Source organism: Pseudoflavonifractor sp. SW1122 (genome assembly GCF_012027765.1).
Taxonomy (GTDB): Bacteria; Bacillota; Clostridia; order Oscillospirales; family Oscillospiraceae; genus Enterenecus; species Enterenecus faecium.
Map to the genome: position 1 here is coordinate 37,214 of NZ_SJOS01000013.1, position 15,690 is coordinate 52,903.

8 protein-coding genes are annotated in these 15,690 nt (G+C 51.5%); all 8 read right to left on the minus strand.

The features are described 5' to 3' along the window. Nucleotides 1–62: 62 nt before the first annotated feature. A complete protein-coding gene (locus E0L15_RS04955) occupies nucleotides 63–3,461 on the minus strand; it encodes a DUF499 domain-containing protein (RefSeq protein ID WP_168124741.1) in 3,399 nt (1,132 codons plus the stop codon). Between the two features lie 3 nt (nucleotides 3,462–3,464). Continuing rightward, nucleotides 3,465–5,696, minus strand: coding sequence for a DUF1156 domain-containing protein (locus tag E0L15_RS04960; protein ID WP_168124742.1), 2,232 nt, complete (start codon nucleotides 5,694–5,696; stop codon nucleotides 3,465–3,467). Nucleotides 5,697–5,747: 51 nt separating this feature from the next. Then, the gene (locus E0L15_RS04965) at nucleotides 5,748–8,516 is read right to left on the minus strand and encodes a DUF1156 domain-containing protein (protein ID WP_168124743.1); all 2,769 of its coding nucleotides are present in this window, start codon (nucleotides 8,514–8,516) and stop codon (nucleotides 5,748–5,750) included. Nucleotides 8,517–8,714: 198 nt separating this feature from the next. Then, the gene (locus E0L15_RS04970) at nucleotides 8,715–10,427 is read right to left on the minus strand and encodes an ATP-binding protein (protein ID WP_168124744.1); all 1,713 of its coding nucleotides are present in this window, start codon (nucleotides 10,425–10,427) and stop codon (nucleotides 8,715–8,717) included. A gap of 21 nt (nucleotides 10,428–10,448) precedes the next feature. Next, complete coding sequence (locus E0L15_RS04975) at nucleotides 10,449–13,952, minus strand: helicase-related protein (RefSeq protein ID WP_168124745.1); 3,504 nt, start codon at nucleotides 13,950–13,952, stop codon at nucleotides 10,449–10,451. Nucleotides 13,953–13,974: 22 nt separating this feature from the next. Next, a complete protein-coding gene (locus tag E0L15_RS04980) occupies nucleotides 13,975–14,208 on the minus strand; it encodes a helix-turn-helix transcriptional regulator (protein ID WP_168124746.1) in 234 nt (77 codons plus the stop codon). Between the two features lie 187 nt (nucleotides 14,209–14,395). Beyond that, on the minus strand, nucleotides 14,396–15,271 hold the full coding sequence (locus E0L15_RS04985; protein WP_168124747.1) for a hypothetical protein: 876 nt from the start codon (nucleotides 15,269–15,271) through the stop codon (nucleotides 14,396–14,398). After that, the coding region (locus E0L15_RS04990) for a DUF6076 domain-containing protein (RefSeq protein ID WP_243155384.1) at nucleotides 15,268–15,690 on the minus strand (423 nt) is incomplete at its 5' end. The genes E0L15_RS04990 and E0L15_RS04985, both read right to left, overlap by 4 nt.

The window sequence follows — 15,690 nt, forward strand, 5'->3', positions numbered from 1 at the left end:
GGATTTTAGTACGGTGTTATCAAAGATATAGGCCACAGTTTATGGGTTATCCCTCATAACATTTAATTGTCTTCAAACCCAAAGTCCTGGATTTTCAATGTACGACAGTTTTCCGAAACGGTTCTTACGGTAGAAGAAGGTATTCCTTCTGGTGCGTTGACATTTACCTCAAGCGTTAGCTCCACATCGGCTCCATCAACACTCATAAGATGTTGGATAATTTCGGTAAGATAGTCGTTCACATTTTTGTTTACTCGAGTATTATCCAGCTTAGCAGACATAAAGAATCTCGTATTTTGGGGAGCTGTTCTTGTCCCCGTATTATCTCCGGAGCGACCTGACATCCCCCCCGTTAGCGGTTGACTGCCAGCAGTGCCACTTCCTCCGCCTCCAGCAGGATCAGCATCACCTTGCATACCGCCGCTTTGCCCAGCGACTTTTCCTTCCTCCATGATCTGCTTCATTGCAACGGCTGGTTTCACCAGCAAATCAGATGGATTGATGGAATAAACGGTCTCGTTGAGCTTCAGGTCAATATAGCGTTCGCCAGAATAACCAGCAGCAATTCCGAAAAACTCAGTGGAATGGACTCCCTTTGCAATTGCATCCTCTAAGACACTGTAATTCGCAAGTCTTGGAAGATAGCAGTAGGTGCAAAGATACTCCCACAACTTTTTGATCATGATGTTATCAGAGTCTTTCCACAGGAGTTCGTCCAGGCTCATCTTCAAAAGTGCAGGCGCCCAAGTGTGGATAATTTGTTCGCCCTGAATCATCTTCTTTGCAGCTTTGGAGACAATCCCATCATCCCCGCCACCCAAGTTACTGATTTCCCACTGGATGGTCTTTATGTCTTCGTACTGGTCAATGAACGGAACTAACAGCCAGCAGTAGGTCTCCTTCATCCTTGACTCTACAGAACTATTGCTGCGATTTAGGCTACTTTCTGCTTCACGGAGTTGTCCGCCGTCCAGATTCAAATCATCTTTGTCAGAAATGATAGACTTCCATGCGATGAACCGCTTTACCTCAATCTGAAGATCACGCAATTTATCCTGATCCGGTGCCACAAAGGCCAGCATATTCCGATATACACGGGGAGAAGTTCCTCTCATATTTAGGTAATCCGAGACTGTAGCCAGGGCTTTCCCGCTATCTTTTCCATTTGCTCGTCTAAACGTGTATTCCGGTCTGAGAATCACCAGCCTTGCGTTCTGCTCATCGGGAATGTCATTCGAGGATGGGGGGCAGGTATGTAAACCCCAAAATGGACTCTCTTTGTGCAGTCTCTTTAGTCTTGACTCAATTTCCATAATGACATCTGCGTCGGAGACCTGGGATGCACGATCCTCAGAAGTTTTACGCAAGGTGGGCTTGGTATCATACCAGAACCGAGTTCCATTCTGGTTGTTATATAAGTAGGACAACGAGCCGTGAAGTGTGTTCAGCGCATCATTAAAATCGGCAATGTTTTCCCCAGGCTGAACGACGCCCAGCCGAATTCTCGATGTCTCCAGGCCGCGGATAGTCTGGTCACGGAGCGCAGAGGTACTGGGCGCACTGCCCAGCATAATTGTTCTGGCTACCCGTCGAGCGGCCAATTTCTGCCCATAGCGAAATGTTGATTTATCTTTCTGGTACGGGATAGAGTCTTTACCGTCTACTTCCCGGTCAATAATGCTGTTCCAGGTATCCGGCAAATGGCGTACCAGCTCATCGCGTACGCTCGGTACATTCAGGGGAATTGAGCCAGGCATAATCATCGCACTGGAATCATTGGCCATCCAAAGTTCATGAATGACCGCAGCCATCAAACGCAGAACACCACGAGTACGTTGGAACCGCTCCAATGTAGCCCAATCTCCATAAAGCCGGTCGAAAATCTCTGGGTGAATCGGGTAACAGGCTATCATGCGATTCCTGTACTCCACCTCTCTCGCTTCCATTGGAAAGTCGGAGGCATTTTCCTGATACATACTGCTGAAAGCATTACATACCATATCTCTGGCTTCGGGGTCTTTACAGTCGAGGAATAACCTGCGACGAACGACCTCAAATCCTTCATTGGCCGCAACTGGCTTCCAGATGGATTCCATACGGCCAAAAGTATGCTCAATGGTATCCAAGGCAGTTTTTCCGGCATCCCCGCCAATTTCAATGTCCGATTCAGGAATGGAGGCAACCACGATACTATTTTCGCTCGCTCTTGCAGCTTCTGTAATTTCCTGTATAAAGGTAATGAAGTTGTCGTAAGATCCTGCCGGAAGGCCCTCAACCCCGTAAATCTTTTTGGCGTAGGCTACCAACTCATCCATCAGGATAAGGCAGGGACCACAAGCGTTAAGCAGTGTTTTCAACGCCTCAGAACCTGGGGAAACACCACGCCTGTCGGAATCGCTCACAATTGCGTAGAGATCCGGCTTTCCGGCGGATGCAACAAGCTGATAGGCCATTTCACCCCAAATCGTGTTGACTGTATATTTGGGGAGATTGGCCGGGTTCTTCTTTCGAGTGGGGTCAAGTGCCGTACCGACCAGAACAGCAACATTTGCTCTGGGAAGTTCCTCAAGCCCCACCCGCTCCATAATCGGCTTCAAGCTTGGGATGCGGTCAACACTAAAACCGCCGCGCACCATGTGGTAGAGCGCCAACATACTGTGGGTTTTACCACCGCCAAATGCAGTTTTCAGCTGAATGACCGGTTCGCCGCCTTGCCCGGAGAGCCGCTGGAGAGACTCTACCAGGAGTCCAGCCATGCCTTCCGTCACATAGGTGCGGGCAAAAAACTCAACCGGGTCCCTGTATTCAATTGCACCTTCGCCGCGCGCTACCTGCGCCAGGTCCGCCGCAAACTCCGCCGCACGATAGCGTCCCTCGGCAACATCGGGATGGGGCTGCATAACATCTCGCCAGCTGGGAAGATGCTGTCCAAAAGACTGTGTCATCACACCTTCGTTCGCCTTCGCAGCTTTTGCCGGCGCAGGCGCTGCGATCTCAGTCGCAGCCATGGAGCCCTCTTCTGAGCCGTAACGCAGCTTTCTGTAAAGCGCACGGATTTCCTCTACGCCTGCCGTGTCAAAGGCCTCGCAGATCAGCGCCATCGTGTCCAGAGCCCTCTCCGCATAGTTCTTGGGGAAGTCCTGCCCGCCGATGTGGGCCGCTTTATTGCGGACACCGACCAGTTCTTTTGCCCAGGTGCGGTAATCCAGTGAGAGCTTTGTTCGGAACACATCATTCCACCGTCGGTCAATCAGTCGGAGACAATTCATTACGTCCAGCGAATCAATCAGCTCACTATAGTCTCCAGACTCCGGCAAATCATGCTGATCACTGAGCGCATCCAGCACTTCCTGCCACCAACTTTCTTTATAAACACGACTCAATTCCCGGCCAATGTAACCGGCCATCAATGGGTGTAAAATGCGGAATCCCTTTTGCACAAGCTCATAATTCTCCAGCATAGTCTACCCCTCCTTTGTTTCAGCAGCATTTTCAGAAACAGCCGCATTTCTCAGTGCGAGATGTTCCTCACATTCCAAGTAGATAACCTGCAATGCGTCATGAACACACATAACCGACCCGTCAGCATTTAAAACAGTTTTGTATTTTGAGAACACGGCAAGTCCCTGTCCCATACAGGAGAGGAATTCATCCTCCGGCAGTACATGGCCGGACCACAGCCGTTGCAGCCGATCTGGTAGTTCCCGCTTCAGTGTACTGATGAAGCCACGCCGGGTGATCTGCCCCTGCCGGCCAACACCTTTCCTTGCCACAATCAGTACTCGCGTGGAGTCCGCCTTTTCCGATGCAGGCTCCGACCGCATGGGCCAAACAGCAGTGATGGAAAAACCAGCAGAGAGCAGCCCTTCCAGCATGAACTCCCAGGCTGATTGATTGCACCCATCGCCGCCATTCCTAATACACGCCAAGTCATTCTTCCGAAAACAGTAAAACAGTAAGGCCGGATACGCCGAAGAACTGCATATATACAACTTCTCGCAGACCGCCCTCATGTCCGTCCGATACCTCTCCTCCGCATCTTCTCGGGAAACACCAGAGTAGATTGATGCGGTGGACAGCTCATCCTTGGGTGTGACCATGGGCAAAAACATCTGCGGATAAGTCTCCTTTAAACTGCGCCGGAGCCAAATATAAAAGAAGTCGGACAGGTCAGCATAGCCGATATCCCTGTAATAGGGCAGCTCCGTACAAACCAGCACGTCCTTGGGATATTCCATGGTCAAGGCATTATCCTGGGTCACCACTGCCTGGACTCCAAAGCCCAGGCGCTCTACGCTCCCTGCGACGCTATCCAGCATAGTCTTGAAATTTCCTGATACATTGGAGAAGGGGTTCCCCTCTGCGAAGGTCCAGACCATGGGAATCGCCTGGCGCCCAAAGGTGCTGCGAGTATTCCCACCGGCCGTCCGCCAGGAACACATGGAGCTGTTATAGTCGGCCATCTTATCTACCACAAAGGCCAGATAGATACCAACAGCCTGTCCATAGGCGAGAGCGCCGCTCCCGCCGTCCTCCAGGGAGCCTCCGCTTTCGTTCATGCCCGCTGCCAGCGCTGCAGAGGCCACCATATCCTGGGCCTCCCGCACCAAATCGCTGAACGTGGACAGCATCCGCATCTGCCGAGGTGTAAAAAGATCCGCATATTCAGTGATTCCATAGCTCGGCGGGGAGAACCAATGTGCGTTGGCCGGAATCGCACCAGGAGGTACATCCTCCCGGGGCGACACATCCGCAGCAGCCCTCTGGACCTCATCCGGGGCAAAGAAGGCTTTCTTGCCACCTGTACTGGTGACCACCGCCATCATCTCCGCACCAAGCCCGTGAACAGCCCCCATTTTCTTGATATACTCGTCCGTCGTTATCTCACCGCATACGGGGCAGCGGAACCTGGCCCCGTTGTTGCCGATTTTATTACTCTCCTTGCCAGGTGGGCAAGGCCCCTCGTGTATCTGAAACCGAACCAGGCCTCCCTCTGTCACCGGCTCAGCCCAAAACTGGGCAGTCTTAGCCTTCTGTAGGACATAGGAACTACTCAGGGGAATGTGGCAGTTACAGGCCGGATTTGGGCATTTCACGGTCCGTACCCACAGCCAAGCAAAGGGTATCTCCCCATTTCCCATCTGGGGGTAGACATTGGAAAGCCGTTTCAGCGCCTGATTCTCCATCCACGCACCATAGAAGCGGATATCCTCGGCCAGCCCCTCCCCACCGGAGTAGGACAGCCGCTCAGCCGCCCCCGGGTGAACCGGCTTCCAAGACGCAAAACGGGCTGGAATGTCCACTGCCGCCCTGGTCAGCACGGCCGCCACCGGATTCAAATCGTTGGCTTCCGCCCTCATTCCCAGTTTCAGTGCTGCGATGGGGATGCCTCCAAATCCCGCGAAGGCGTCCCACACCACAGGCAGCTCACCCAGTTCAGACAGCCTGTCCCGCACCGCATTCAGCGCGTTTGTGCTGTCGGTCGCAGCTTTGGCAAGCAGCTCCTGGTCCGCAGTGGCAGTCTCTTCCGAGTAGTCCAATACGGCGGCGGCCAGAGTGGCGAGGGAAGACGTCTCTGGGCTGCGCCCCCACCACATATGGAGATTCGCCGGATGGCCAGCCTTCCCTGCCCTCTCTCGGATCGCCGCATCATTCATTTCCGCAAGCGGGAGCGCAGTCTCTATCAACTTATTCAAAGGAAAAATCGCTCCCTTTCGTCATCGGTCTCATTGCTCTGATCTTCTATCCTAAAATAGATTCAACTGTTCCGGCACAAGCTCTTTCCGTGCGGCCGCTCTGGCCTGAATATCTGGCCATGCCACTACAAGGGCATTATAGGCATAGGCCTCATTGGCCCAGTTTTTCCGCTCAGCAATGGTGTACAGCCGGTAGGCCAAGTCCTTCGCCCGCTCCCCGTTGGAGCCAAACATATCCGCCAGGATTTTGGCGCAGGCCTCAATACCGCCCTTGGCCATAGCCTGAGTGAGCTGCTGGGTCAGCATCCAAATGCACCGCTCACTGCTGTCCACCTGCTCCGGCAGCTCTGTGCGATCCAGGAGATGTACAATGCCAGCCTTGGCGTAGAGAATGCCATGGGAAGCCATCATGGGGATAGAGGTACTCTTGGCGGTGGCCAGGATCTCCGCTTCGCCGTATTTGATGTTGTTGAAAGCGTTCTGGGTATACAAATCCACGCAGAAGCGACTGGCGGAGTCCATGTCACCCACCTGTTCGTTGAAGTACAAGTCTATCTCTTCGTTGATGATCTTCAAGGCGGAGCGCACCGACATGGGCGTCCCATCAGCTTCTAACACCTTCTGAAAGCGGGAAAACACCCCCATACCAGGGCCAATGGCAGACTGGGCCAAATCCACCGGGGCAATGTTGCTGTCCTGGAGCTGCTTCAGGGCGGGGCGCAGCTCCCGCCGCAGCAGATTGATCAGGTTTCGCCGGGTAGCCTGGGGCGCGTCCGCAGGCCGCTTGCGGCAGACCAGCACGATAGAAGAAGCTAGGGCGTTAGTCCCTGACGCAATGGAACGGTTGGCCATTTCGGTTCGCATGGGCCAAGTACCTGTAATGGCAAAGCCAGCGTTTACTACTGCACTGAGCATGGTCTCCCAGCCGGAGGAGGCGGTACCATCAGCATCAGAATCACTCTGCTTATAGGCGTAATAAATCGTCACTGGGATATCCTCCCGAGCATAAAGGTACATCTGCTTACAGGCGGAAAGCATCCCATCCTCAAAGAAGCCCTTGGCCGCCTCCATACTTCCGTTGTGGCGGTAGGGTGTGGCAATCAGCTCCTCCGCTTTGGGCACTAGCATAGTGGAAAAGAGCTCTGGATATGTGTCTCTCAGCGACTGCCGCAGCCACACATAGAAGAAGTCAGACAGGTCTGCGTAGCCGATGTTATCATAGTAGGGCGGGTCAGTGGACACCATAATGTCCCGTAGACCACAGTCCCGCTGAGCGTCAAACTGGCCCACATCAGCAGTTTGGGAGGCCGGAAACTCCAAGATACACTTTGTGACCCACTCTACCATATTGTCGAAACAACCAGAAGAATTGCTAAAGGGATTTGCCTCTGCATAGTCCCACACCATAGGAATTGCCTGCCTGCCAAATGTATTGCGCAATCCCTCGCGGGCTGAGTCCCAACTGCAAATTGACGATCCTCTATCAGCCAGGCGGTCAATCACAAACGCCAAATACACCCCCACGGCCTCGCCGTAAGCTCGGGCTCCTTGGCCGCCATTGCGCAGAGGCAAGTGGTCATCTGCCATGCCGGCAGCCACTGCATCAGCCTCCGCCTTTTGCTGGGCCTCCGCTATCAGGGCGCTGAAGGTAGTCAGCGCAGTAAGCTGGCGATGGGTAAAAAGTTTATCATATGTATCCAGTCCATAATTAACACACCATATATTGCGGGGATCATAGGGAAGCGGCTGCTCCGGGTGTTCTCCTGCCGGCTTTGTGCATTGTGCGGCCAGAATATGTTCCTCTGATGGCGACACATAGAGCCGGCCCTTTTTGCCCTCTGCTACGATTGCCAGCATAGTCGCTCCCATTTCTCCATCGACAGATTTCTGCTTGATATATTCATCTGTTGTGCTTTCTCCGCACATGATACATTTAAATTTCGCACCCCGTGCAGTTTTAGGCGCTTCTGGAACTTCACCTTTTCCAAGGTGCACTTTATAGGTTATCTTCTTACTTTCATAGTCAAACTGCGGTTCAATCCACGCCTCTTTGCCCTTCTTCTTGGATAGCACAAAAGAACTGGCCAGCGGCATCTCACACCCACAGGCTGGGTTGGGGCACTTCACCGTCCTGGCCCAGATCCAGGCGATGACGGTGGCGTCGCCTCCTCCCTGCTCCCGAGGCACCTTTACCTTGGGGTAGAGGTGGCCGATACGCTTGAAGGCCTCCTCCTTCATCCACTCACCGTAATAGCGCACATCCTCCGCCAACCCCTGGGCCCGGCTCCAAGTGTGTTCCATGTGGCTGATTTGGGCCTCCGGGTTCACCGGAGCAATGCCCGCAAACCGGGGCGGAATCTCAATCATGGCCTTGTTGATCATAACGGACACTGGGTTCAAATCGTGGGCATGGGCCTTCAGCCCCAGGCGCTGGGCCTCCAGAGGAATGGCTCCGCCGCCGGCAAAGGGGTCCAGCAACTCCGGCGGATTTCCGTTGGTAGACTTCAGAATCTCCGCCTTGGCCGCCTCCAGTACCCGCTCGTTGTTGGAATTCTCCCAGACCACCAGATCCTCCAGAATGCGGAACAGCCGCTGTCGCTCCCGATTCTGTTCTTCCTCTGTAGGGAACTTCTCCGGGTGGGAGGAGGGATCGTCCACCAGGCTGGACCAAATCACAGCTCGGGCCGCCGCCAATGGCCGCCGTGCCCACCAGAGATGCAGGGTGGACGGGTGCCCGTGGCGGATGGATTTCTCCCGGGCGGACTCCGCATTGATTTTTTCCAGGGGCAGCGCCACCTCGATCAGTTTCTTTGTTGCCATATTACCTACTCTCCATTATCCCTTCACATCAAACCAGCCTTGACCAAAAACCAAACCAGAATCAAACCAGCAAAATTCAGAAAAGTGCTGTATACCGGCTAAATCGGCGATATAGTCCCATATATCGCTTGCTATAATACACTGTCGCACATTCAGCCAAACTAGATATCAAACCAATTTCAAACGAGATTACCGATATCACTTTTTCAAAACCCAGTGACAGGTCCTTGGATTGTCAGAATCTGTGTCTATCTTATCCTGTCGTTTTAGTGCCGACAGCAGGGTCAAGATCTTGCGTTCTTTCTGTTTCTCGGTTAATACATCAGGAAATTTGTCCATAAGCAGTTTCCGGAAGTCTTTCTTCTGACCCACACCAAACTTTTTCAAGTAGTCAACAATCATATCCTGATAATACCGGTCATCAAACGCCCTATTGCGAATATACTGGGCCTCACCCTCTACGGTCTTTGCCACCTCTGCGGACAAAAACAGGTGATTTACTCTGCCCTCCACCAGCTTGTGCTTCCGCAAATAGGCAACCGCTTCCTTTGGAATACTCTGCCCCTTCTGCACCTGGTCCAGCAAGTACACAGTCTCCAAATCCAGCTCCGGGTGCTCATACAGGATATAGGTATACTGGTCATTCATAACTTTCCCGTATACCGTCACAGAAACCTGATTTGCTGTGGAAAAGTTATAGTCCGGCATGGGAAAATACTTTTTTCTTTGGATCCGGTATACACGCTTGATTCCACTTGTAGCAGTATCAATCATGTAGAAGTTGACCATTGATTCCGTCAGAAGCTGATTGCGGTAAAAAGGCGGACTATACGTCGTTTGCAGTACCGTCTCAATGGTCTGCGGGAGAAAATCTCCAGGGTTTGTAATGTTGATGCTCTCCTCACATTCATTGATGTAGATACGGCCGCCCAGCTGATAGTTGGAATGCGCAATACAGTTGTTCAGCAGTTCGCGTAAAAGCCATGTGTCATATTGTTGCGTCTCCTTGGGAAAGAGGGACAACTGATTAGGCATATACCGATACGTCAGATTGCGGATTTTCGCAGAAATCTGATCTACAACACGGATAAAAGGAATCCGAAAAATCGTATAATCCTTCAGCTCCCCATCTGCGCCGTACAGTCTCCACATGATTGTCGGCGCATTTGCAAAGAGATAATCATACTCTGCATTGCCCAGGAGGATCATTGCCGCATTGGTAACCTGACCGTTCCGCATCAGCTTAATCTTGGTGAGAAACTCTTCATCTGATAGGGAGTCAACTTCCTCGGTAATATGTGGCTGATTTCTGCGCTCCTTGTATTTTTCCCGCGCAAACGCGATAGCATCCCTGTCCAGACTCTCAATTGTTGCCCCACTCAGCAGAAGCTTTGACCAGTCACGTCGCTCTTGGTTCCGAATTGCATCAATCTTATACTGCTGGAGCGGAATTAGGCTTTCGCCGCTTCTGGCATAACACCTTGTTTTCCATTCCGTCGGCATTCCTGCCACAGCCGCTGGGATTTTGAACATCAGTACACGCTTTGGCTCCCCATCTACGACGGGATACAGCTCGATAATGTCAAGGAACGTCATTGCATCAGTCGTATTCTGGCTAATCATGTATTTGAACCGTTCCATTAATGTCCCCGGCCCTTTTTTAAATCCGGTTCCTACTGGACGCCTCATCCCCGTTTCACTGACACCAAGCACAAACCAGCCATACTGCTTGCCCGCAAGGTTGGCCTCATTGCTGATTGCTGAAACATACTGTCCTATTTTATCTTCGCTGTATCCGCCTGTGGCTGACTTGAACTCCACAATCTCATATTCCCAGCGTTCCATAAGCTCTTGGAGAAGTTCATAGTATTCAGCTTTTCCATCATCCTTTTCATATTCAAAGTAAGCCACTATTGCACCTCTTCCCAATTGTCATTGTTGATACAGAATCTCAGATTCTGCAATCAGGTCCTGTATGTCGTAATTTACGCTGGTTGCCGTAAAATCAGGCGCATTTTTGAAAGGTCGTTTCAGGTAAATCACACGGGTGTTCTTCCCGTCCACCTCTACGATGGCCAAGATAAATTCCTCCGGCTTATTCAAAGCTGTCAAGATCTCATTCTTGCTGACCGTCACCGTGGTCGCACCTTTGGCACGTCCCTTCACTTCAATCATCCGTAGGGCATGAGATGTCATACAGGTCCGTTGTCCTTCCGGCACATAGGACTCCACATCGTAGCCGCACTTGACTGCGCTGACATCCTTTGGCTGGTATCCCAGGGACTTTTCGATCTGAATCACCGCATTCATAGCCGCATATTCCACAGCCTGCCGGTCTCCGGTTCCAAATGTTCCGGGCAGCTCCTTCCCCATCAGTGTGCGCAACAAGCCCTTGGGGATGATCAGCGCCCCACCAGTCACCACCGGAGGCATGGGAGAAATCCTGCGCTCTTTTTCAATTTCGGCCAGACGCACCTGCATCCGGATGGTCAAATCATCCGCTCTTCGTGCGGCCAGTTTAGAATTTAATTTGGCGTTCGTCTTCCCGGCGGCCTCCTTCTGCTGGAGCTCACCGGCCCGATAGTCCCAATATTGAATTTCCGCAGTCATTCTCTCCTTGACCGCCTTGGCGGTCTTGTCCAGCATGGCCTCCTTGCGGGTCTTCACTTCCGCAAAGTGCGCCGGAACCAGATTTGTAATGGCATAGGTCTTTGCCGTATCTTCCACGCCGGAACAGAGCCACTTTTGGGACTTGGCCCAGTTCAGCACAGCAGTCGACTCGTCTTCCTCCGCCGCTCGGTAATCGAGATAGGGCGCATAACCTGCTCCGGCTGCGTTCCCGCCTTCCTCCAGCTCCACGAAATGCACACGCTTTGAAATAGTACGCCGGCCCCCATCTTTCAAAAGAATGCCATCTTGTACGGAATCTTCAATGTAAAACAAAAGACGGGCAGCGGAACCGTAATCGTTTTCATCAACAAACACCGCTCCGCGTTTCATTACATCCACACTGCGCTCCCGAATTAGATCCAGCGTAGCATCCAGCAACGGATGCCCCGGGCAAATCAATGCGGCAGGTGCAAGCCCCTGACTCATACAGAATTTCTTATCAAAGCAAACCCGCTCATAGCGGTTCAGCACTGGCTCACCGTATCCGATCTGCATATCTCGATTCCGTACGGCATAAGGGACGAAAGTAATTTCATAACGCCCTTTTTCTCTGCGTCGAATTTTTCCGCCTACGGACTGGAATGCCTCCACAAAAAACGCCTCGATAAAATGGGGCTGAAGCTTGTGGGCCTCCATGCGCTCCATATCTTCCCTAATGGTCATCACTGTGTGGACATCCATCACATCATCCGTCAAAGCGTTCTCTTCAATCAGCTTTTGGAACTCATCTCGATTGATGGTGTGATCCACCACTTCGTTCAGGTGGGCCTTGACCTTAGGGTCATTGCCGTATCGCACCGCTTCAATCAGCAAATCGCGTAGAGGCCTATTGTTAAATGTCATCTTGCCAAGGACATCAAATACTTTTCCGCCAAGTGCCTGCCGCTCTTCCTCAAGCTTCTGAAACAAGCGATGAAACACGAAACCTTCCCGAGTTTCTGATGCGACCAAGTTCCACAGATGGCAGACCTCAGTCTGTCCGATACGGTGGATACGGCCAAACCTCTGCTCCAAGCGATTCGGATTCCACGGCAGGTCATAGTTTACCATCAGATGGGCTCTCTGTAAATTGATACCTTCGCCTGCAGCATCTGTCGCAACCAATACACGGACACCAACATCTTGTTTAAAAAGCTGTTCGGCTTTCCGCCGTTCATCCCGGAGCATTCCACCATGAATGGTAATTACAGCTTCCTCATTACCCAGCAACGAGCGAATCTTATTGGTTAGGTAATTCAGCGTATCCTTATGTTCCGTGAAGATGATAAGCTTCTCCCGCTGCCCATCAGAGCCAAACATCTTTTCATTATCCTGGAGCACCCGTGACAACTCATCCCACTTGCGGTCGATTCCGCTGATACGGACCTGATTTGCCATCTGTTCAAGCTGCTTCAAAATGTTTATTTCCGCTTCCAGCTCAGAAATAGTAGCAGCAGCGGAGGCGTGGTCAACAACTTTTTCCTCCATTGCCTCCTGCTCATCGGGCGCAAGATCATCATCGTCAAAGTCATTGAAGTCTGCCGCAATGTCCGCGGCTCTTTTCCCAAGGCGTTCTTCTGAAAGTCTGTGCTCCAGCCTTTCCCGCCGCCTGCGGAGAGACTGGTAAATTGCTTCAGGAGAAGATGCAAGCCGACGCTGCAAAATCGTTAATGCAAATCCAACCGTTGTTTTGCGATCATTATTCAGCTTGTCTGCCCGGTTAAATTCTTCCTGCACATAATCGGTCACAGCGGCATATAGTTTTGCCTCCATATCCGAGAGATCATAATTGACCGTATAGGCAATCCGCTCGGGAAACAGTGGTGTGCCATCAAACTTTAAAAGCTCTTCCTTGACTAAACGGCGCATTACATCGGAGACATCGACGGCTTTTTGTGATTTCCCGTGTGTCCCCTCAAAGCGGTCTGGGTCAATTAAAGAAAGGAACAGGTGAAAGTCTTCCTCTTTCCCATTGTGCGGCGTCGCAGTCAGCAACAGAAAGTTTTTTGTAATGTTGGAGAGCAACCTCCCCAGAAGAAATCTACGGGTATATTTTACCTCTCCGCTCCAAACAGTAGCGGACAATTTATGTGCTTCATCGCAGACAATTAAATCCCATTCCGTAACTTTGAGCTTTTCCTGAATATCGTCGCTTCTCGCCAGCTTATCCAAACGACAGATACATAAATCCACCTCATTGAACACATTACCTGTGGCTGCAGATTCGATCCTGTCGTTCGTCAAGATTTCAAAATGAAGGTGGAACTTTTGAAATAACTCGTCCTGCCACTGCTCTACCAGACTGCCAGGGGCCACAATCATGCATCGCTTAAGGGAACCACGTGCAATCATTTCTTTGATGAACAGGCCGGTCATAATTGTTTTACCAGCCCCAGGATCATCCGCTAAAACACATCGAAGCGGGAGACGGGGCAACATCTCTTGGTAAACCGCTGAAATCTGATGCGGCAGTGGCTCTACGGATGAAGTATGCACAGCAAGGTAGGGGTCAAACAAATGAGCAAGGCTGATTCGATATGCTTCTGATGCAAGACGTACTTGATTCCCGTCTGCATCAAAACTCCACGGGAGATGATTGTCTCTGACATGAATACTTTCCTCATCTTCACGCAGAATCAACTGTGTACCCGGGATACCCATATGGTTTTTATATGTAATTTCAAGGACGTTTGTACCATACCATTGGACTGCAACTACCTGCACGGGCTCATTCCCGACGATGCCGGTTAAATGGCTGCCGACTGTTATTTCTTCCAGTTTCGCCATACGTGAGCCTCCTTTTTTATTCCTAAACTTGTTTTCCCTGTGACCGGGCAGGTTCGTCAGGAATCAGTTCCATAATATCGTCGAAAGTACAGCCCAGCGCTTTGCAAATACTTACCAGCGTGTCGGTATTTACATTTTCTCCACGCTTCAGCTTATTGATTGTATATGTACTGATATTCGCAGCTGCCGCTAGCTCCTTCTTTTTCATATCTCGGTCAATCAGGAGCTTCCACAATTTCTTATAGCTTACGCTCATACCGTTCCCTTCTTTCGCCGAATAGGTAGGCACATTCTTTTATCATTATATATGTCTACATGCGCAGAAGCAATACAGTAATTGAGCTTTCGCTCATTTTATTTAGCAAACGCATCATACATATTGGCATAGCTTGGTCACTAAGGTTTCATACTCCTTGCTTCTCTTTCTGTTGGTAGTTGGGCATTTACTTTTTTACCCACCCAGTAGAGTGTGCCCGTGATTCACTCACCATTGGTACAGCCAGATCTATCATCCGCCTGGCCCGACAAAGTTTCCACGCAAGGCTATCCAGACACCGATCCCGCAGTCTCTTAATTGCCTGATCCTTAGCTTTCTCCACCCCAGACTTCTTCATGCGGTTGCGTATGGCGATTTCCCGCAGATCTGACTTGGGGTGGCCGTACACGCCGAAACACCGTCCTAGAATCTCCTGATCCTTTTGGGAAAGCTGTAAAAATTCTTCCCTTAAGCATTCCATGGTCAACGACCGAATCACGGTCTCTTCCGGTGACCCAGACAACCAACCTGGTGTGAGCCGCTCCAAGATGTCTCCGTCCTCTTCCGGGTCTTGCAGGTCATAGACAGAGAAGAAATGCGTGGGATAGGTAATTGCTTTGGCCGCTGCAGAAAATGAGATACCCAGCGCCTTGCTGATCTCCTCTACACTCTCCCCTTTTTGATGATAGCGGTTCTGTGCCTTTCGCACCAACCCCATGCTGTCCCGGTCCAGAGATAATGTCCCCATGCTGCATTCCAAATACCGCCGCATGGCCCCATCCAGAAACGGAGTGACGTAAGTGGTAAATCGGCCCCTCTCTGCATCATAGTCGCCGCTCCGGACACACTCCACCAGTGCCAGCCTTCCCACGCTCTCCAGCTCGGAGAGCATTTCTTTTGCGTAATCGCTCAGACCGCCGTATTTAGTTTGCCGCAGACAGTGATACTGCCGGGCAATCAGTCGAGCACGATCTTTGACCAATCCTGTATTCATCAGGCACAGTTTGGTCAAGGCTGCCTCATCGCCGTTGGAGACTCGCACCAACAGTTCTTCGTTGGTCATGCACCGTCACCGTCCTTCGCCTTGCGGGGACGGCCCCGAGGCCTGGCCTGACGGGCCACTCTGCAAATTGAATAGAGATGCTGGGAGGAGATGGAGCGCTCAAACGCTTCATTGGAGATGTCAGGGCTACTCAGTGCGTCAAACAGCCTGTCCCGCACGGCATCCTTCAGCCGCCGCATTTCCTCCTCTGTGATGATCCCCCGCTGATAATCCTTTCGGATGCGGTTGAAAGCAGTGATTTTGGCCTTGATCTTTGGCACATCCCGGGCCAGTTCCTTCTGAATCTCATAGCTACCATACTGCCGGCAGGTAAAGCGCTCATCCAGCGGACAGCGACCCTCGCAATAGAGCACATGGGCGCCACTTCGTACCAGAAAATATTTCTTGCAGACGATGCACCTTCGGATGTTGTATCCAGT